We start from the raw sequence: 20,083 nt of genomic DNA, 5'->3' as shown, positions 1-20,083 counted from the left end.
GAAATCCCTCCTTTACTATGGAAACGGATGTGGATGTGGATTTAATCTTTCATTCGTTAAAGGTTCGTCTGTATATCCAAGTGTCATCGGTACGGTATATACCCGGTCCAGTCCTGTAATCCGAGTAAGATGGTGTCCGAAAGTCATCGGTAACATGCCTGGAATAATAACTTTTACACAGTGTAGTCCGTTCTTTTCTATAAGGGGAACGGTTTGATCTACAACGATTATTTCAAGATTAGATTGATGCAAACGATTTAAAAGTTGGTGGAGATCGGATGTTAAATCCATATCAAATGATTGTGATACATTCATTTCTTGGAACGTTTGCACCGGTGCATCTTCTCGTAAAAGGAAGTGAAGACGTTCTTCCGTTTCTTTCAATCCGTACAGCATACTGTGGTCTTCCATTTTATTAACGAAATAAGGATCTTGTAAGCATTTTTCATAGTATTCTCTTTTGTGCTCGAGCTCATCGTCTGTTATAAGTAACATGCCTGCGATTTCTTGAATGGCACTTTTTAAAGCTCGAATAGGATCTAAATGAGCACCTCCCGCACAAACAACGTTCATTCCATTTTCACGTGTATTTTTTGCAATTACCCATAAGCTCGGGATGCCGTGTTCCATCGTCGCATTAAAAGCGTGTAATTCATATCCGGTAATCGTACGTAACCGCTGAATCATTAATTGTAATTCTGTATCATTTGCTGAACTCAGATCAAGGCGGGGAAGAGGTAATTCGGCATACCAAGTGAGTAAGAAGGCATCACGCTCTACAATTTCTAAAATGCCGTGAAAAATCGCTTCTTCTAAACTACCGCCAATTGCACATCCATTTGATGTTTCATACACGAAAGCATCTCGATGACCGAGGCTATAATAAGCAATTGATTCAGGAACTAAAAGCGGTCTGTTTTGTGATAAAGAATATCCCCATACCCAGTTTTGCTCATAATCAGGATCAAACGGCTTAAATGGAAAATTATCACGATTGTAGTGTTCATTTGTATGCACACCGAGTGTAAGGGGATTTAGTGCATGTTCCTCTAAATCATGAAAACTACCATGCACATTTGTCTTTTTCCCGCGAGGCGACATACCGCAATATCGTTCTAAACCTTCTAAAATAGCAGTTGCTTCACTCACTGCAAATGAATGAGTTCGGCCTGCAACACCTTCATTTCCAAACATTAATGGCATGTTTATAATAACGTCAGCGAATGGCAATAAAGAATGCTGCATTTTGCCGTTCAACATACCGATCCGATAATCTAAATAGTCTTTCGTTAAAAATGTGTTTAATTCATGAATGGAACGGCAGCGATACGTTTCGGTGCTTACTTTTAAACTCGGTTGTAAAGAAACTTCCGCCGCATCCGCAGTATCATCAGGTAAACTACTACATACAGGACAGAGAGGATCTGGAAGAAAAGAATGCCGCGTACATTGTAATGTTTGTAAGTTTAGTAAAATAAGTTCATTTTCTAAAGAAGAATGGTTATGAGTTAATATTTTTTCTGTTTCTGCGCAAATAAGATGGCACATTTGTAACATGCCATTTTGGGTGGCACGTACATCACGCCTCGTTCCATTTTCGGCTTTAAAGGCATATTTCCGCTGTAGTTCCCACATTTCTTTTTGATCAAAGCCAGCGATAAAACGGCGTCCATCAGAACAATGGGAACATCCGGGCGTAAGAGGATGAATGTAAGGACCGATAATACCTTCGCCAAATGAAGTGAAACCACGAAGCCACGGAATATGATTTGAGCGAAAAATTAGCTCAGCATCATGATGAATAGTAGAAGGAGATCCATCATGTAATACGAGAGCGAGATAAATATTTTCAGGAAGTTCTTCTGTAAGGGTATGCTGACGAATGATGGAATATTGTTTGCATAATTGATCATGTACATAGTCTGCAAGAAGGCCATCCCCTATAAGCAATATATTTTGAGTCATAGACCGTCCTCCTTTGCAATTAATACCCCATACACACCGTCTAAGTTTTCTTTCAAAAATGGTTCGATTGCTAAATCAAACACGAAGGGATAAAAATTATGTTCTTCTAAATGCTGTAAGGCAAGCTGTAAAGATTGCACACTTGGAATTTCTTCTTCCGCTTGTATTTCCACCCTAAAAGAATCCGTGTCATATAAAATAATAGATGATTCAGGCAAGATATTAGCTCTGTAAGGAGTCTCTTCACTTTGAATGTGGAGCAGTGATAGTTGTAGTGCGCTCCGTAACGCTAACGTCATATTAATATTAGATGCACCGTACCATTTATCATTTATACCAACCCAAACGACTGGAAAACTGAGAATCTCTTCACTCATTGCGATTTTAGGTGTTTCATGAATTGTAGCAAGGGCATCGTAATAAAATCTACAATGTTTATCGTGAATATCAGTTAAATCAATCGTTGTAAGTTCTTCTAGCATATGTGACTGCCGTTCATACAATTTATTATTTAAATGTTGTTGTAGTGCCCGGTAAAATCCTTCTGTCATCGTTTCTCCAGCGCCAATACCGATATCGTTATGTTCAGGAATAAGGCGGTGAATGATTTCTGCTACATATGTTTCAATTCCTGTTAAACCAGCTTCTCGGCGTGCTTCATTATGAGTTAATCCACTGCGAGTCATAAGAGGCAGAAGGGGAGCTGGGCCATCTGATAATGGATTGGCTACTTGAATATAGCATTGTGATAACGGTAATTGATATGAATCTTGTTCATCCCATACATGGAATATACCGGCTTCTTTAGAAGTTAATGAGTCGAAAAAGCGGAATACATCAGTTGAAGTATGTTGGTTGGACCGATGCTCAAGTTTTTCAGAAAGATTTTCTATCGTATCAATTGTAAAACTTTCATCAGTTGCAAGAGGGTGTTTTATAAAAGGATGCCACGTTCCTTCAAGTGTTTCATAGTTTAATAAAAAGAATTGTAATTCTTTTTCACGATATAAATCATCCGCGACATGTTTAAACAATTCAAAAACGATTACATTTGCTAACATTGCAGATGTAATTGGTGAGAAGGAATCTGATGAATTTTCATTTTGCAAAGTCGTTTCATGTAGCCGATGCCATGCGGATTTCCAGCATTCATCACGATTTTCCGTTACGACAGGTCCAGCTATACCGAGTGTTGATAAACAAATAGCTGGTATAAAATTCTTTTTCGTTTCTCTACAAATAGTGTGAACTGTTTTTAAACCGTCAATGTCTCCATTTTGAGAAACATATAAAATCCAATCAAAAGGTTCGAATACTTCATGCAAGGGACGGTCAATTGTAGTATCGATTTCTTGAATGAGTACACCGTTATCAACTTCATATGCACGTTCTATTAGCTCATGTATTCTGTCATAGTTTGTTTCATCTCGATCTGTAACGAGGTAATGAAATGTAGGTAAACCAGATTCTAATAAAGAAGAAACTAAAGAAGTAAGCATATCTCCGGAGCCAAGTACAAGGACATTTGCTCCGCGGTACGTTTCAAATTTTAAAGCACCTGAATGAGAATCAGCTTCTAAAAATTCAATTTGTGAAGCATATCTGTCGAGTAATGTACTGTTTAATTCATGAAGTGCATCTTGATTTGCATCGCGAACGAAACCATTTTCATATAAAACCTCTCCAATTTCAAATACACGATTTTGATAGGGGAGAGGGAGACCATCAGTTATTTCTGCTAAAGAATGATTACCGTTAAACATTGGCATTAATTTTTCAATCCAGTCATAAATTCCATCACCGTCCATGCGAAATGAACTGGCGTTATTTCGAAAATAGACACCCCCGTTTGAATCGGGCAGGAAGAAAGTATCCTTATTTACTTTAAGTTTTGCATGAATTGGAAGGTTATTCATTTTAATCCTCCTTACGTTTAGGCATACATTATTATCTTATGTCATGAAATTTGTCCCGTATGAACGCAAAAAAAGGCTGTAGAATGATGTATTCTACAGCCTTTATATATTAGATTATTAATCTATCAACCTTCTAATAATAATGATTTTGGATCTTCAAGCATATCTTTAACAGCAACAAGGAAGCTAACTGCTTCTTTACCATCAACAATACGGTGATCGTAAGATAAAGCAATGTACATCATTGGGCGGTTTTCCATACGCTCGTTATCAATTGCAACTGGGCGTACTTGGATTTTATGCATTCCTAAAATACCAACTTGAGGGCTATTTAGGATTGGTGTTGACATTAGAGAACCGAATACACCACCGTTTGTAATTGTAAATGTACCACCTTGTAGTTCTTTTAATGAAAGTTTGTTATCGCGTGCTTTCATACCTAAATTACGAATTTCACTTTCGATTTCAGCGAAGTTTAATTGGTTAGCATCGCGTACAACTGGAACAACTAATCCATCTGGAGCTGCTACTGCAATACCGATATCATAGAATTTTTTGATGATAAGCTCGTCACCTTGAATTTCAGCATTTAATAATGGGAATTGTTTTAATGCTGCAACAACTGCTTTTGTGAAGAATGACATGAAGCCAAGACGTACATCATGTTTTTTCTCGAAAGCGTCTTTACGCTCTTTACGTAATTCCATGATCGCACTCATATCAACTTCGTTAAATGTTGTTAACATTGCAGATGTTTGTTGAACTTCTACAAGACGTTTTGCAATTGTTTGACGGCGGCGGGACATTTTCACGCGCTCAACTGGTTTTTCGAATTCCGTTTTTGCAACTGGAGCAGGAGCTGGGCTCTTTGGAGCAGCTGGTGCTTCTTTTGGTGCTGCAGCATGAGCTTGTACATCATGTGGTCTCACGCGTCCAAGTGGATCTGTGCTACGTACGTCGTTTAAGTCGATTCCTAATTCACGAGCCATTTTTCTAGCAGCTGGTGATGCGATAGGACGGTTCGTATTTGGTAAGCCTTGTAGACTCGTAGTTTGTTCAGCATTTGGAGCCGCAGCTTTCGGTGCTTCAGCTGTTTCTTGTTTTGCTTGCTCAGCAGGTGGTGCAGGTGTACTTACTGCAACTGGTGCTCCATTAGCATCTAAAATTGCGATAGTTGCGCCAACTTCAACTGTATCCCCAGGTTCGCCTAGTAACTTCGATACAATACCTGAATCTTCTGCAATGATTTCTACATTGACTTTATCAGTTTCAAGCTCAACAACGCTGCCGCCTTTCTCAACTTTGTCGCCTACGTTGATAAGCCATTGTGAAATAGTTCCTTCGGTAATAGATTCTGCAAGCTCAGGTACTTTAATTTCGATCATTTTAAATGTCCTCCCCTTATTTGCCTAACGGTGTGTTTTTTCTTCTTTTGTCTTCGGTAATCTCCATTTGTTAGCCTGGCCTTGGGCAGAATATCTGCCCAGGGAACAAGCTAGAAACCTTCATTATTACTTTTTAGTTGCTGAAAACTTCAATTTCTTGTTTATCTTGACGGAAGTTATACTTCACATCTAAAGCGTGTGCAACAATTAGTTCTTGCTCGGCTTTGTGAGCGAATGGATCGCCGCCAGATGGACTAGAGCGATCAGGACGTCCAATGTAACCTGTTTTCACTTTATCTCCAGCAAGTTCGAACAGAATTGGAGCCATGTAATGCCATGCGCCCATATTACGAGGTTCTTCTTGAACCCAAATGATTTCTTCTAAGTTTTTAAATCGTTTAATAATAGATTGAACTTTCTCAGCAGGGAATGGGTACAATTGCTCGATACGAACGACATGAACTTCGTCTAAGTTGTACTCATGTTTACCAGACTCGATTTCTGCTGCTAAGTCAATCGCCATTTTACCTGTGCTTAAAACAAGACGTTTTACTTTATTTGGTTTCGTGCCAAGGTTTTCTTGTTCTAAAGCAGGTTGGAAACGTCCTTCGCTTAACTGACTAGCAGTTGAAAGCGTAAGTGGGTGACGTAATAAACTCTTCGGCGTCATCAGTACTAATGGTCGAACAGCTTCTGTTCCTAAGATAGATGCTTGACGACGCAGGATATGGAAGTACTGTGCCGCGCTCGTTAAGTTTGCAACTGTCCAGTTATTCTCAGCAGCTAACTGTAAGAAACGCTCTGGACGTGCACTAGAGTGCTCTGGTCCTTGACCTTCATAACCGTGTGGTAATAGAAGAACTAAACCAGATTTTTGACCCCATTTTGCTCTTCCAGCTGAAACATATTGATCAAATAATGCTTGCGCAGTATTTGAAAAGTCACCATATTGCGCTTCCCACATAACAAGAGTTTCTGGAGCGAATACGTTATAACCATATTCGTAACCAACAACAGCAGCCTCTGATAACGGACTGTTATGAACAGAGAATGATGCATTAATGTTTGGTAAGCGATGTAATGGTGAATATGTTTCATTTGTATCAGTATCGTGTAATACGATATGACGGTGCGCAAATGTACCACGCTGTGAATCTTGACCAGTTAAACGAATTGGCGTACCTTCTTGTAAAATAGAAGCGAATGCTAATGACTCAGCAAGTGCCCATTCAATTTTACCGTTCTCTTCTAAAGCATCTTTACGGCGCTCAAGAATTTTCTTCACTTTCGGATATACGTTAAAGCCTTCTGGCCAAGATAGTAGACCTTCATTAATTGCACGAAGTGAGTCAATCTCAACACCAGTATCAATTGGTTGAATGCCTTTTGCAACAACATCTGGCACTTTAACGTGAATTGTTGCATCGCTCGTATCAGCTGGCGGTACTTGTGCATAATCGGATTTTAATTGTTCTTGCGTAAACTGAGTAATTGTTTCAACCTCATCTGCATTTAGAACACCAGCAGCTTGTAATTGATCTGCATAAATTGCTCTTACAGTTGGGTGATTTTTAATTTTTTTGTACACTTGTGGTTGCGTAACCGCTGGGTCATCCATTTCGTTATGACCATATCGACGGTAACCGATTAAATCGATTAAGAAGTCTTTTTTGAACAACATGCGATATTGAATCGCAAGGTTAGCAGCTGCAAGACAAGCTTCTGGATCATCAGCGTTCACGTGAACAATCGGAATATCGAAACCTTTTGCAAGGTCACTTGAATATTTCGTAGAACGAGAATCATAGCTATCAGTTGTAAAACCAACTGCATTGTTTGCGATAACATGAATCGTTCCGCCTGTTTGATACGCGTTCAATCTGCTTAAGTTGAGCGTTTCAGATACAATACCTTGACCAGGGAATGCAGCATCACCATGAACTAAAATTACGAATGATTTTGAAATATCTTGATCTGGAAGACCAGATTTTTTACGATTCTCTTGAGCAGCACGTGCGAAACCTTCTACTACAGGATTCACGAACTCAAGATGACTCGGGTTATTTGCTAATGTCACGCGAGTGCTAACTTCTTCGTTACTAACGACTTGTTCTCTACCTAGGTGGTATTTTACGTCGCCAGTCCAGCCAGAATTGGCTACTGCGCCTTCTATTTTTGCATGTTTGAACTCAGCAAACATGTGACTATATGGTTTTTCTAATACGTGAGCAAGTACGCTTAGACGACCGCGGTGAGCCATACCAATCATGACATCCTCTACACCGTTCTTAGCACCTTCTAGAACAATTTCATCTAAAACAGGCACAAGCATATCAACGCCCTCGATAGAGAAACGTTTTTGCCCAACGAATGTTTTATGCAAGAATTGCTCGAAACCTTCAACAGCTGTTAAACGTTTTAAAAGAGCAGTTCGTTTTTTATTTGATAGTGGTTGACGCAATGAATTTGATTCCACCATTTGATGCAACCACGTGCGTTCTTCACTATCTTGTATATGAGAAAATTCATAAGCTAAAGATTTTGTATAAACGTCTTTTAATCTATGAATTACATCAAGTGCAGTGTGAATACCTTCTGGTGCATCTTGCCATACTGTTTTCGCTGGAATCGCTTTCAAGTCAGCATCGCTCAGTTCGTTCATTGCTTTCTCAAGAAGAGATTGTCCATTTGCAGCATCTTCCATCGGGTTGATGTGAGCCAACGTGTGCCCGAAAGAACGAATCTGCTCAACAAGTTGAACGACTTTAAGAATTTTTTCAATGTTACCTGTGTTTTGAGGAGAAAAATGTGTTGCTGTGTTGTCCCCTGTTACGACATCATCTTGAAACGAAGGAGCTCCAAAAATTTCAAAAAGCTCTTGTAATTCCGGATCAACAGAACCTGCTCCAGTTACGTAAAGATCATACTGTTCAATCACATAACCAAGGTTCGGACCGTGGAACTTGGCCCAAGGGTTTGTCGTTGTATTCTTCCTCGTCATTTGTTTAAACCTCCCAATGCATATAATCCTTTTCCATACAAAAGGTGCATTTTGCTCTTTTCAATAATTGATGAACCAATAATCAATGTAAATGTTTTCTTTACTCTTATGTTATTACAATAATTTACATAATACCAAACACTATTACTTATCTGTTTTGTAAAAAAACATTCACAATAACTTATCACCCAAGTTAATCTTTCACTTTATAAAGTAATTTTACAGAAAAATGGGGTGGATATATTTGGTATACCTACATTGAAAACTAGAATTGTTACATGTAAATATAAGTATAATCATTGGAATGTTTTGATAAAAGTTGATTCGAATTATGTATATTGAAATAATAAGCGCTTTCATAGATATTATACAACAATATAACGGAATATAGTATAAAAAATAAAAAATTATGAATTTACCATAAACTTTATTTCGATAGTGTTAAATATCGAAAGGAAAATGAAGGATTTCTACAAAAAAAGTGGTTAAACATAAAAAATGCTTTATAACCCGTTAGTTTCTATAAATATGCCAAAAAACACCGTAAAACAAATAACACATTGCATCTAATAAAGCAGAGAATGAAATATTTTAAAAGGATAAAACAAATATGAAGATATTAAATTTTTAAAAAAGTGAGGAGGAAATATAGTAACGATTACATACAGTGTTCCATGTTTTATTACAAAATAGACGTGCTGAAATCGAACAAGTTTCTTCTATATAAATAGAACGAAAACTGATTGAAATAAATGTAAAGGAACCTTGACGTAAAGTTTACTTTACATATATACTCGATATATGGAAGGAGGGAGAAATTTCCTTGGAAAATAAAATGGTCGAATACCGAAAGAAATTTGGACTATCTCAAGAAAAACTGGCTGAGAAACTCGGGGTTTCCAGACAAACCATTATCTCAATTGAAAAAGGGAAATACGATCCATCACTTCCGCTAGCATTTGAAATAGCAAAAACATTTCAGACAACGATAGAACATGTATTTATTTATGAAGGAAAAGAAGGGGAGGAGTAAGAATGAACTATTCACAAAAGTACTTTGTAATCATGGGAATTATCTTTCTATTTATGAGTGGATTTATGATATTAACAGGTATAATGACGCATTCTGCACCACCAGCTATAACGTATCCATTGCTTGGGATGATGATTATGAGTTTCTGTCTAAGCTACTTACACCCGCAATTTAAAGAAAAAGACGAGCGAATGAAACTCATTCGTTATAAAGGAATGTTTGTAACCTTTTTTGCATTAACAGCATAGTATCTTCTTTTCTCTATCGGCTTAAACTTAAAAATACTTACACTATCTGCTACTGAATTATTGAATATACTTATGGCACTTACAATGAGCACCGTCTTTATCTCATTTGTTGTTTTGGCAAAAAGATATTAAGATGGAAGAGAGAAAGGAAGATTAATATATGCAAATGATGTATGCTTTTGGCATTGGGCTTGTATTATTTTTAGCAGTATTCTTATTTATTCGTAAAGACGTTCAAGGTGGGACATTAACGAAGCGAGGATTTTATAAATTAATCGGCTGTTTAGTTGTTATGCTTATAGCGATTATTGTAATGATCGTATTAATTAATCAGTCACTATAGAATGTAAAAACGGAACTTTACTTCGGTAAGGTTTTTCTTTATTGTTAAACCTAAAAATTACCGCTAAATCCATTTACTGTAAATAAATTGTGTTATATAATCCAATGAACTGATAGATAAGGAGTGTAGTATATGAATAAAAAAACTATCTTCTATTTATTAACTTGTATACTACTTGTAGCTAGTACTACTTATATAATATGTAACAAAAGAGAACAAGTGCCACCTATATTAGTATGGGACGAACAAGAATACTATGTTACGAATGAACCTGCCAAAGTAGAAGAAGTTGGGCAAAAACTTGGCGAAGTAACAAAGAAAATTAAAACAAGTAAAAACCCTACTAAAAATAGAGAATCTAATACATTACAAGAGAAAACAGAAGTGTTTACAATGATTGAGGAAGAAAAAAGTGAATATCCGCCTTTAATCATAGAGGAAGCTTATAGTGATGAATATAGGGTAGTGAGGCCGATGTTGAAGCAAGTATTATGATGAAAAGGGGATTCATATGCAGAAAGAAACTGCGTATCTATGGTTGTTAAGAAAAACTTTTTCCTTTGCTTTATTTTGCCTCCTATCGGTGCATTTTACATTGTAATGAATAGAGGGGCACTACAAAAGAGAGACTTCATTTTATATTTATTATTTGCTGCTATTAATATATCACTTTGGTTATCGCTTATGATCTTTGATCGGACTATATGGATGGTAGTAGGGAACAGAAAATGTGGTTCATTTGTGCTACGGATACAGATTGATAGAAGAGAGGCCTTGTAGGAATGCTGCAAGGCTCTTTATATTTTTGGGAATTAATAGAAAATTAATCATATAAATGCTATACTAAAAAATGTTTGTAATGTCAGTTTCATAATATTGTATGATACTGACTTACTAGAAAAGATAATGAGGAGAATGAGCGTGCAAAAGATAAAGAGATTATTGCTATTAATGATGGTAGTAGGATTAACAGCGGTTGTTTTAGCAGGGTGTGCAAATCCGAAAGATACTACAGAAGAATTTTTAACAGCGATACAAAAAGGTGATGTAGAAAAGGCTCGTACATTTGTTGAGAGTGACAAGGAATTTAATAAACTAAATGAAAAAACAGATGATGCTGAGGCAAAAGCAATGCTAAGTGCAATTACAAAGAACTTTAAATTTGAAAAGCTAGAAGAAGTATCGAAAAAGGATGACAAAGCAGAAGTGAAAGTGAAAATTACATCTGCTGATCTATCCGTTGCTGTAACAAAAGCAGTGGGAGAAGTTATGCCAATGGCCTTCGCTAGCGCATTTAGCGAAGACAAAGAACAATCTGAAAAAGCGATTGAAAAAACAATGACCTCAACTATCATCAAAAACTTAACGGATAAAGATGCAGCAATGGCAACTCGCGAAGTTACATTGAACTTAAAGAAAGACAAAGATGGCGACTATAAAATCGTTGCTGACGATAACTTGAAAGAAGTATTGTTTGCCAATGCAAAGTCTTTGGAGAAGATGTTTGGTGGGAAGTAATTGAATTAGATAAAAAAGAGACACCATATCACGTAGAAGGTTGATATGGTGTCTCTTTTTTATGAACCTGGAGAGGTTTGAACTCACGAAATTAATTATATAAATTAGATATTATGTTTTTTTGAATTCAAGACATAAAGCTAGTTGTAACAGAGGAGGTACTGTATTCTATGTTTTCTTATGCGGATCCTGTAACGTAGAAAGGTAAAATTTCTGGACCAGATTTTAATTAGTGTTCCTTCAGCTTTAATGAGGAGGTGTACGAAGATGTTGTGACTATGCCTGCTGGATACTATTAATTGTGAAGTTAAATAAGACAACAATTTATTAGAGGAAGATTAGTTAGTTTAAGTATCAGATTTAGGTGTTTAACAGGGGTACTAATTAATTTCAGTTCTTCCATGAAAAATTATAGAAAAAGTATGGATAAACAAATTCTTGTTTTAAGTGAATTTTGTAAATGTGGGGGCTGCTTTAAATAAAGATGGTCAAACACTATGTAAATAATTGAGAGTATTAAAATATGCAGAATTGCATATTAAATATTTAAAATCTTATGCTAACCTTATAATGCGAAATATAACATTTGTTGGTAATGATTCGTTTTTGAAAGATAAAAAATGAATCATTACAGTGGTATACAATTCACTGTCCTATAGCATAAACGATAATAACGAAAGCTATTTGAAGTCCTTTGAAGGAAATAAGTTATTAAAAAAGATTCCATATAGAAAATTTGTTGAAATTTCAGATGTAACAAATGTCATTTTATTTTTAATGTCTGATAAAAGCGATGCCATTAGAGGGCAAAATATTGTGGTTGACTATGGATATACAATTGTATAAATAAATCATCTTGGGAATTAAGGGTGTGGATAATGAGTTTACTAATTAAAGATTTAACAAAGAAATTTGACGAGCATGTTGCAGTGAATAATTTGAATATCGAGATACCAAAAGGTGAAATATTTGGATTCTTGGGCGGGAATGGAGCAGGTAAAACGACTACATTTCGAATGATACTTGGACTTTTATCGAAATCAAGTGGGACCATTTCATGGAATGGTAAACCTATAAATTATGGTGTTACAGATAAAATTGGGTATTTACCAGAAGAACGTGGTCTTTATGCGAAAATGACTGTCAAAGAACAAGTTAACTTTTTTGCAAAACTAAAGAACATGAAAAGTAAAGATGCAGAAAAAGAACTTCACTATTGGCTGGAGCGTTTTAATATTACTGAGCATCTGAACAAAAAGGTAGGAGAACTTTCTAAAGGGAATCAGCAAAAAATCCAGCTGATAACAGCGATTATACATAAGCCTGAACTCTTAATTTTAGATGAACCATTTAGTGGTTTAGACCCAGTAAATGTTGAAATGTTAAAAGACGCTGTTCTTGATATGCAAAAACAAGGGTCGTCAATTCTTTTTAGTTCACATCGTATGGAACATGTGGAAGAGTTATGCCAACACATTTGTATTATGCACAAAGGTGTACCTGTTGTTCAGGGTGACATTGCCAAAATTAAAAGTGATTTTGGTAAAAAGAACGTTGTAATCGTTGGCGATCATGACTTTGACCATTTGAAAGAAATAAAAGGTGTAGAAAGTATGAAGAAACGTAAAAATGCAGTTACTCTTAAAATTTCATATGAAGAAGTGTCACATGTTTTATTTAAAGAGATAACAAAATTAGGGTATGTTAAAAAGTTTGCAGTAGAAGAGCCTACATTAAATGATATCTTTATTGCGAAAGTAGGTGCACAAAATGAGTAGTTTCTGGACAATTTTTTTACAAAACTATAAATCTAAAGTGAAATCAAAATCATATTTTGCTATTACAATAATAGTTTCTATGTTAATTATAGGATTGGTGAATTTTGACAAGATTTATAACTTGTTTGCAGGTAACGAGGACGATCAAGTTGTTGTTGTTACAGAAAAAGAAGAATTATATTCAACCATTCATCAAGTGTTTAAAAATGTCGATAGTAAGATACAAGTTAAACGTAGCACGGATAAACAAAAAGCAGAATCAGGTGTTAAAAATGGTGATTATACATATGCAATCGTTGTAGAGGAATTGAATAATAAACAATTAAAGGCTACGTATATAACTGAGACGGATGTAAATCAGCAAGATGTTAGCAAGGTTCAAACGATTTTATCTCAAATACAATCTTCTAACTTCGCCCAGCAATTGAATCTATCGCAAGATGAATTAAAGGTGTTAACAACGCCAGTAGAAATTCATACCAAAACGGTTTCAGATAAGGTTAAAGATGGAGAACATACTGAGGGTGTAGGGATTTTAATTAATGTCTTTATCATGCTAAATTATCTAATGATATTAATGTATGCTGCACAATTAGCAACAGATGTTGCAACAGAGAAATCTTCTCGTGTTATGGAGTTAGTTGTTTCAAGTATTTCGCCTACCAAACATTTATATGCGAAGCTATTCTCGACATTATTGGCTGGTATTACGCAAATCATAATTTGGGGCTTGGTCGCAACTGTTGGATATAAAACAGCAATTAATGATTCGAAAAATGATATTTTAAATAGTATTGATTTAAATTCTGTTGCTCCAACTCTAGTGTTTTATGGGATTCTATTCTTCACATTAGGATTCTTATTATATGGCTCATTATCTTGTCTATTTGGCTCTATCATTACGCGTATAGAGGAATCTTCTCAAGCTGTTATGCCGCTGATGTTTATGTTACTTGCTGCTTTGTATATCGCAATTTATGGAATGTCAAATCCAAGCAGCATGGTTGTTACCATTACTAGTTATGTACCTTTCTTTACTCCTATAGTTATGCTTGTACGAATTGGATTCCTTAATATCCCAGTATGGGAGATTGCGCTAGCATTAGGGATTCTAATCGCAACAATATGTATAATGATTGGTTTAACGAGTCGTGTTTACCGCGGTGGCGTATTAATATATGGTAAAGGTGCATTTAGTAATATCAAAAAGGCAATCAAGTTAGGGCAAAAATAGGATTCGTCTATTCATTTTTAAACTTAAATTTACAAAGATCTGCATAGTTAAACTGTGTAGATCTTTTTTTGTTGAGAAATTTATATAAATAAATATAAAAATTGCCGTATTAGGCTATTTTTCAAAGAGAATTTTAAAAAGCTCTCAAAAGAGAGTAAAGAATCGAGTTCTAGCGAACAACGCAGAGCGATGATTAATATAATTTATGTCTTTCTCCAAAATGGAGAAAAGAAGTAGGGAAAAAATTTAGTTTTAATAATAATCATTTATTTGCTACATAAAGAAAACCCCTTGACTATCAAGGGGTTTTTCATATGATCCCGGAGAGGCTCGAACTCACGACCTCCACCCTGTCAAGGTGGCGCTCTCCCTGCTGAGCTACGGGATCCCAACTATAAATGTTACCATCAGCAATGTGTTTTCATTTCATTCGTGTAATCGGAGGATTTGTATAATCTGTTGAATATTGTAACATTTGATGTATTCCTATAATAGCAACAAACTTTAGTAGTGTAAAGATGTAATTTTCTGAATATTATTATTCCAATTTTTATATAAAAAAATAAGCCCCGAAGAGCTTATTTTAATAATAATATCACCGCAATTATCAATGATATTATCAAAAATAAAATCATAAATAATGGAACTCAGTCATGAGCTATCGCCCTGTAACTGTCATTCCTGCTGTGTAAATTGTATCAATAGAACCGTCAGCGTCTTTTATTTCGACTTTATAACGATATGTTCCATCCTCATAAATATCATCGCCATATCCTGTGAAAGTTGCAATTTCATCATTGCTTCCAGCTGGGACCCATTGATTTTGCCAACGGAAGTTGGTTTCAAATTCTCCCCATCTATCGCCATATTTCTTTTCAAGGCTGACATTGTAATGAATTTCTTCCGCTCGGTCATTTGTAATTCTTGCAATTACGCTGTTACCAAAAGTAACTTGTGTAGAGTGTACCTGAACTGTAACACCGTTCACCGTTTCGCTAGGACCACAAATATAACGACAGAACTCGCTTGCTCCGTCAGCATGTGCCTTCGGTGTATCAATGTTCATAGCTGTTAAACCACCTAAAGCTAAAGCTCCTGTTAATAATACTTTACCAAATGTTTTCACTTGAAATTCCCCCTAAGTATATTCTCAATTCGTTCCATAGATATCACATTAAGTAGTTTTATAACATTAATCTAATCGAACGCTTTTTTCCTCGAGTGTATTCGCTATGAATCTTTCATCTTGTAGTAATCTAACCTCTACATATAATTTCATAGTTTTGATTCCATATATGTATCATGATTTACATAGAGCAAATCTGTTAATACGTTTTGGTTATTTACTTATCACACTGCTTTTTATTACCTTTTATTGGTAAAACATTGATTTTATTATATACCATTATTATCTATTTACAAGAGAAAATCATACTGTATGCAAAAATGCATAATAAAAACCACTGCTTGTATTCTGAATTACAGAATACAAGCGGTGCTGAGTTTCAATTAATATTTGATTGGAACCTAATGCTAATTTTTTATGTTTAACAGTATACATATATCACTGTTTTTTAGTCATAATTGATAAACCTTGTTCAGAGGACGCTATTCCTGCTGGGCTACGGAATCTTCAAAAGGGAAAGTATAAGCGATTATGCTAGTAATGTATGAAGGGATAATGATAAGAAGAAAATCCAGTGAAAAGTAGTTTTTGAATGTAGCCGTTATATTATTTCCGGTATTTATCTAAAGGATTTTCATCGCTTAAATCAACAATTAAAGGGCATAAAAATAACAGTGGTAAAGCAGCGTTAGCTTGATGAAAAGTATCATTAGACATATATTGTCTTCCAAAACAATACGGACAATCTTTTTCAAATGTTATGAGAAGCGACCATACGTCTTTTACTTTCCACTTCGTTTTACAATACGTACAACGCGCCATTGAGTTCCTCCTCATTTTAAGGTGTTTTCTAATATATTCTACTTTATTGTACGAAAGTCATTTGAATTTGATGTGGCAAATTTCTGCGTTCTCTTTAATAAGTGGACTAGTTAAATCTCTACTATTCCAAACAAGAGCAACGTTTGCTTTTTGTTTTAAAATTCGTTGGCATTCAATTTTGAAAGCCTCTTTATCAAACCAATGAAATGCTTGGGCAACAGTTACTAAATCTACACTATTTTCTTTTAAAGTGGTATTTTCAGCAGTTGCTTTTATGGATTGAAAACGAGAATATAGTTTTAACGATTGCTCAGCCATCTTCCTCATATCATTATTTGGCTCAACTCCAATAACATGTAAACCACTTTCAAGCAGCTGGCGGCTAAATATCCCCGTACCCGTACCTGAACCAATATCAGCTACAATCGGATTTCCTTTCAGTTGGTTAGCTGAAAGTAAGTAATCAATATATTCATTAGGATAACTAGGACGATATTGTGCATATATATCGGCCCTGTCAGTAAAATTTTCTGTTGTTTTCACAGTACTACCTTCTTTCTTACAATATTATGTACAGAAATAGAAATTAAATATGAATTTCGGCATCAGTCTCTAAGTCTACCACTTAAGAGTCCAGCTAAATAGAAAGCCTCAGTTTCTTTATTCAAATATCCTTCATCCGTTTAGTATACTATTTTAGATAATATCTTCCAAAAGGCTATAATGGCTTACTTAAATAAATCCACATAACTGTATGTTTTTATGAATTTATTTAATAATTTATGAGCAATTATATGTCGTATTACGTTTACGTAGGTAAGAGATTTTCATTTTTGCTATTTAAATTGGCCAATATATCCTTTTTACAATTTACTGAAAATCATGTATAACAGAGATACAAGATTATTTTATAAATATTCAGGAGTAGAGGGAGAAAAGTTGTAATGGTAAGAAAAACGTTCAAGATGCGCGTGTCTAGAAATAGAACGATTTCGATTAATGGATCGATTCTTGATGTGGATGTTACACATGATGAATTTTTACAAGAGTTTGTTGAGTGGGTTGATTCTAAAGGTTGGTCGTTTATGGGGATAACGGATGAGATTACGCCCGAGGAAGCTAGTCAAAAGTTAATAGATTCGTTGATTGATGAGAAGGATAAGAAAGAGTAATTCCTTCTTATTTTTATTGTATATTTATGTTCTTTATCGTAAAAATATGATATAGTAAAAAATAGTGAAAATTCTTCCAGTTTAATACAAATTACATATGATTGGTAGATATATTATTTTGTTAAGGGATTAAATGGAAAAGGGAGAGTCATATGGTAAATTTTAAGAAAATTTTGGTTTTTATTACAGTTATTTGTTTGTTTTTGTTGACACCTATGACATTGCGTGCTGAGACGAATATTGGAGTAAATCCAGAACAAGTTGCACCACCACCTGCGGAAGGACCAAATGTTTTTAGTCAGTTTGCAACGACAATTGATGCGAAAACAGGAGATGTTTTGTATGACAAAAACGCATATCACCGCGCATATCCTGCTAGTACGACGAAAGTGTTAACAGCGATTCTACTCATGGAGCATACAAAGCCAGAGGATCAATTTACATTTTCACAATTAGCATTAGATCAAGAGAAGAGTAATTATCAAATTGAGTTTCAACCTGGAGAGACAATTAATAGAAATACTGCGCTTATGATTTTAATGGTGCTGAGTGCGAATGATGTGTCGTATGCGATTGCGGAGCGGATTGGCGGGAGTGTTGAAAATTTCGCCAATATGATGAATGAGAAAGCGAAGCAATTAGGAGCGAGAGATAGTCACTTTGTAACACCGAATGGATTGCATGATCCGAATCATTATACGACGCCATATGATATGGCTATGATTACGAAAGGTGTGCAAAATTATCCTGAAATTTTACAAGCGATGAATACGAAAAGAACGACAGTTAAGACGTCTAGGCAGACGGTGTCTATTTTTAATAAATCTAATTTTTTTGAAAATCCATATAGCATTGGCGGTAAGACAGGGTTTACGAATGAAGCGCGTAATACACTTGTTTTATTAAATGAGAAAGATGGAAATCGTATTATAAATGTAGTAATGGCTTCTCAAAGACCTGAAATTTATGAAGATTTGAAGCAGATGGCGGACTATTCTTTTGGTCAATTTGTGAAGCAAACTGTACTAGATAAACATAGTTGGCATCAAAAAACAACATATTTAAATAAAGATATTAATAGTGAACTTGAAAAAAGTGCAGAACTTATGCTTAAGAAAGATGAAGGGAAAAATGTGAAAACTATTTTCCGGGCAGCTTCATTAGATAAAGAATCTTTGTATCATAAAGGAATTCATCGTGGTGAGGTAGTTGGTGCAGTTGATATTACGAAAAATAATCAAACAATTGCGACGGTAAATGTTCTTTCAACAGAAGATGTCACTTTTGCGATGCCTAAAAAAGATACAATTGTATCAGAAGAAAAAGAGCCAAATGTGAAAGTAATAAGTGTTGGGGTAGGCGCACTTGTACTATTTGGAGCCATTTTATATGTAGTGCTACGCCGAAATACAAAAGGAATGAAAACAGAAGAAAAATAACGTATTAGTAAAAAAGGCTGTGGAGATTTTATCACAGTCTTTTTCTATGCTAAAAATACTTTTAACTAATAATTGTAAATTTTCTTATTGCAATAACTTAAAGTTCGTTATATCATTTACTTGTGTTCTTGTTAAAGAACAAAATGAACATTGCATACTTCAAATAATATAAAACAACGGAGAGGGAGAGAGACGATGAAATTAATTTGGAAGGTAATTAGCAACGCGATCTCATTTGTTTTATTTGCATTGATGGTTTTTTTAGCTTTTGTAGTTATTTCTTCAAAAGCGAGCGGTGGTGATCCGACAGTGATGGGATATCAATTTAAGAGCGTTCTTTCAGGATCAATGGAGCCGACGTTTTTAACAGGATCAATCATTGCAATAGAACCAAACAAAGATGGTTCTAAATATCAAAAAGGTGATGTTATTACCTTTAAAGAGAAAGATCAAAAAATTATCACTCACCGTATTATCGGTGTGAAAGATACAAATGGAAAAGTAATGTATGAAACAAAAGGGGATAACAACAACGGACCAGATTTAGAGCCAGTACTTGCAGAAAATGTAGTTGGAAAGTATGCAGATATTACAGTTCCGTACGTTGGTTATTTACTGAATTATGCGAATTCAAAAGTGGGAGCAGCATTACTTCTTATTATTCCAGGAGTCTTTTTACTTGGTTATTCCGCGATTTCTATTTTTGGGGCTATTCGTAGCATTGACGGAGAAAAGAAAGATAAAAAAGTAGAACAATCCGTCTAGTTCGTTTGGTTATACTTTCCGTTTAGGAAGTTAACAAATATATATTAAGGGGATATGGACATGACTTTAAAGAAAAAATTAGGAATGGGTATTACATCAGCAGTACTAGGAGCAGCGTTAGTTGGTGGAGGAACATTTGCGTTTTTCAGTGATAAAGAAGTGTCAAACAATACATTTGCGGCTGGGACACTGGATTTAGCATTAAATCCATCAACAGTTGTTAACGTATCGAATTTAAAACCTGGGGATACAATTGAAAAAGAATTTAAACTAGAAAATAAAGGCTCTTTAGATATTAAAAAGGTTCTACTGAAAACAGATTATAATGTAGAAGATGT

General features: G+C 35.2%; 17 protein-coding genes, 1 tRNA gene and 3 pseudogenes. 13 read left to right on the top strand and 8 right to left on the bottom strand.

Features of this window, described 5'->3' with window-relative positions; translation table 11 throughout:
* Positions 1–15 precede the first annotated feature (15 nt).
* The 4 genes from MR167_RS14585 to odhA all read right to left on the bottom strand — a co-directional run bounded on the left by MR167_RS14585 (position 16) and on the right by odhA (position 8,267).
* A complete protein-coding gene (locus MR167_RS14585) occupies positions 16–1,965 on the bottom strand; it encodes a TOMM precursor leader peptide-binding protein (RefSeq protein WP_074789375.1) in 1,950 nt (649 codons plus the stop codon).
* Complete coding sequence (locus MR167_RS14580; protein ID WP_242314890.1) at positions 1,962–3,881, bottom strand: putative thiazole-containing bacteriocin maturation protein; 1,920 nt, start codon at positions 3,879–3,881, stop codon at positions 1,962–1,964. Before MR167_RS14580 ends, MR167_RS14585 begins: the two co-directional genes overlap by 4 nt.
* A 125-nt stretch (positions 3,882–4,006) precedes the next feature.
* Complete coding sequence (gene odhB / locus MR167_RS14575) at positions 4,007–5,266, bottom strand: 2-oxoglutarate dehydrogenase complex dihydrolipoyllysine-residue succinyltransferase (RefSeq protein WP_000569919.1); 1,260 nt, start codon at positions 5,264–5,266, stop codon at positions 4,007–4,009.
* 133 nt (positions 5,267–5,399) lie between these two features.
* The gene (odhA, locus tag MR167_RS14570; protein WP_000197142.1) at positions 5,400–8,267 is read right to left on the bottom strand and encodes a 2-oxoglutarate dehydrogenase E1 component; all 2,868 of its coding nucleotides are present in this window, start codon (positions 8,265–8,267) and stop codon (positions 5,400–5,402) included.
* An 823-nt stretch (positions 8,268–9,090) separates the two neighbouring features.
* Here odhA and MR167_RS14565 point away from each other — a divergent pair.
* From MR167_RS14565 to MR167_RS14530, 9 genes and pseudogenes are all read left to right on the top strand, one after another.
* The gene (locus MR167_RS14565; RefSeq protein ID WP_000428510.1) at positions 9,091–9,300 is read left to right on the top strand and encodes a helix-turn-helix transcriptional regulator; all 210 of its coding nucleotides are present in this window, start codon (positions 9,091–9,093) and stop codon (positions 9,298–9,300) included.
* A 2-nt stretch (positions 9,301–9,302) separates the two neighbouring features.
* A pseudogene (locus tag MR167_RS14560) lies at positions 9,303–9,680 on the top strand (permease).
* A gap of 28 nt (positions 9,681–9,708) precedes the next feature.
* A complete protein-coding gene (locus tag MR167_RS14555; RefSeq protein ID WP_001178294.1) occupies positions 9,709–9,891 on the top strand; it encodes a DUF3976 domain-containing protein in 183 nt (60 codons plus the stop codon).
* A 132-nt stretch (positions 9,892–10,023) separates the two neighbouring features.
* On the top strand, positions 10,024–10,386 hold the full coding sequence (locus MR167_RS14550; RefSeq protein WP_242314889.1) for a hypothetical protein: 363 nt from the start codon (positions 10,024–10,026) through the stop codon (positions 10,384–10,386).
* A 16-nt stretch (positions 10,387–10,402) separates the two neighbouring features.
* Positions 10,403–10,671, top strand: a pseudogene (locus MR167_RS33360) (hypothetical protein).
* A 141-nt stretch (positions 10,672–10,812) separates the two neighbouring features.
* Entirely contained in the window at positions 10,813–11,409 is a 597-nt protein-coding gene (locus MR167_RS14545; protein WP_001169502.1) for a DUF4878 domain-containing protein, read from the top strand.
* Between the two features lie 633 nt (positions 11,410–12,042).
* Positions 12,043–12,255, top strand: a complete 213-nt coding sequence (locus MR167_RS14540) for an SDR family oxidoreductase (protein WP_003258596.1) — start codon at positions 12,043–12,045, stop codon at positions 12,253–12,255.
* A 32-nt stretch (positions 12,256–12,287) separates the two neighbouring features.
* The gene (locus tag MR167_RS14535; protein ID WP_000054722.1) at positions 12,288–13,187 is read left to right on the top strand and encodes an ABC transporter ATP-binding protein; all 900 of its coding nucleotides are present in this window, start codon (positions 12,288–12,290) and stop codon (positions 13,185–13,187) included.
* Positions 13,180–14,421 (top strand): ABC transporter permease, encoded by a 1,242-nt coding sequence (locus MR167_RS14530; protein ID WP_242314888.1) that lies wholly within the window; start codon positions 13,180–13,182, stop codon positions 14,419–14,421. The genes MR167_RS14535 and MR167_RS14530 overlap by 8 nt, the downstream gene beginning before the upstream one ends.
* Before the next feature lie 315 nt (positions 14,422–14,736).
* Here the strand turns inward: MR167_RS14530 and MR167_RS14525 are convergent.
* From MR167_RS14525 to MR167_RS14510, 4 genes and pseudogenes are all read right to left on the bottom strand, one after another.
* A tRNA-Val gene (locus MR167_RS14525) sits at positions 14,737–14,809 on the bottom strand.
* A gap of 270 nt (positions 14,810–15,079) precedes the next feature.
* Positions 15,080–15,547 (bottom strand): hypothetical protein, encoded by a 468-nt coding sequence (locus tag MR167_RS14520; protein WP_000846651.1) that lies wholly within the window; start codon positions 15,545–15,547, stop codon positions 15,080–15,082.
* 606 nt (positions 15,548–16,153) lie between these two features.
* Positions 16,154–16,369 carry a hypothetical protein gene (locus MR167_RS14515; RefSeq protein WP_000090226.1) on the bottom strand — a complete coding sequence of 72 codons (216 nt, stop codon included), beginning with the start codon at positions 16,367–16,369 and terminating at the stop codon, positions 16,154–16,156.
* Positions 16,370–16,444: 75 nt separating this feature from the next.
* Positions 16,445–16,912, bottom strand: a pseudogene (locus MR167_RS14510) (class I SAM-dependent methyltransferase); the annotation flags it as partial.
* Positions 16,913–17,313: 401 nt separating this feature from the next.
* Between MR167_RS14510 and MR167_RS14505 the strand changes: the two are divergent.
* From MR167_RS14505 to MR167_RS14490, 4 genes are all read left to right on the top strand, one after another.
* Positions 17,314–17,541 carry a hypothetical protein gene (locus tag MR167_RS14505; protein WP_000251862.1) on the top strand — a complete coding sequence of 76 codons (228 nt, stop codon included), beginning with the start codon at positions 17,314–17,316 and terminating at the stop codon, positions 17,539–17,541.
* Between the two features lie 152 nt (positions 17,542–17,693).
* Positions 17,694–18,980, top strand: a complete 1,287-nt coding sequence (locus MR167_RS14500) for a D-alanyl-D-alanine carboxypeptidase family protein (RefSeq protein WP_242314887.1) — start codon at positions 17,694–17,696, stop codon at positions 18,978–18,980.
* A 195-nt stretch (positions 18,981–19,175) separates the two neighbouring features.
* Entirely contained in the window at positions 19,176–19,745 is a 570-nt protein-coding gene (sipW, locus tag MR167_RS14495) for a signal peptidase I SipW (RefSeq protein ID WP_242314886.1), read from the top strand.
* 60 nt (positions 19,746–19,805) lie between these two features.
* A partial coding sequence (locus MR167_RS14490) for a TasA family protein (protein WP_242314885.1) occupies positions 19,806–20,083 on the top strand: 278 nt, incomplete at its 3' end.

Origin of the sequence: Bacillus cereus group sp. BfR-BA-01355 (assembly GCF_022663675.1) — a bacterium.
GTDB classification, from domain to species: domain Bacteria; phylum Bacillota; class Bacilli; order Bacillales; family Bacillaceae_G; genus Bacillus_A; species Bacillus_A thuringiensis_S.
Note: the sequence above shows the minus strand (reverse complement) of the source record. Positions and strands in the feature narration are given on the sequence as shown.

Excerpts from the sequence above, each read along its gene's own strand:
- MR167_RS14550 (WP_242314889.1), top strand. The coding sequence starts at position 10,024 with ATGAATAAAAAAACTATCTTCTATTTATTAACTTGTATACTACTTGTA.
- MR167_RS14500 (WP_242314887.1), top strand. The coding sequence starts at position 17,694 with ATGGTAAATTTTAAGAAAATTTTGGTTTTTATTACAGTTATTTGTTTG.
- MR167_RS14530 (WP_242314888.1), top strand. The coding sequence starts at position 13,180 with ATGAGTAGTTTCTGGACAATTTTTTTACAAAACTATAAATCTAAAGTG.
- MR167_RS14515 (WP_000090226.1), bottom strand. The coding sequence starts at position 16,369 with ATGGCGCGTTGTACGTATTGTAAAACGAAGTGGAAAGTAAAAGACGTA.
- MR167_RS14555 (WP_001178294.1), top strand. The coding sequence starts at position 9,709 with ATGCAAATGATGTATGCTTTTGGCATTGGGCTTGTATTATTTTTAGCA.
- MR167_RS14580 (WP_242314890.1), bottom strand. The coding sequence starts at position 3,881 with ATGAATAACCTTCCAATTCATGCAAAACTTAAAGTAAATAAGGATACT.
- MR167_RS14505 (WP_000251862.1), top strand. The coding sequence starts at position 17,314 with ATGGTAAGAAAAACGTTCAAGATGCGCGTGTCTAGAAATAGAACGATT.
- odhA (WP_000197142.1), bottom strand. The coding sequence starts at position 8,267 with ATGACGAGGAAGAATACAACGACAAACCCTTGGGCCAAGTTCCACGGT.
- MR167_RS14535 (WP_000054722.1), top strand. The coding sequence starts at position 12,288 with ATGAGTTTACTAATTAAAGATTTAACAAAGAAATTTGACGAGCATGTT.
- MR167_RS14585 (WP_074789375.1), bottom strand. The coding sequence starts at position 1,965 with ATGACTCAAAATATATTGCTTATAGGGGATGGCCTTCTTGCAGACTAT.
- sipW (WP_242314886.1), top strand. The coding sequence starts at position 19,176 with ATGAAATTAATTTGGAAGGTAATTAGCAACGCGATCTCATTTGTTTTA.
- odhB (WP_000569919.1), bottom strand. The coding sequence starts at position 5,266 with ATGATCGAAATTAAAGTACCTGAGCTTGCAGAATCTATTACCGAAGGA.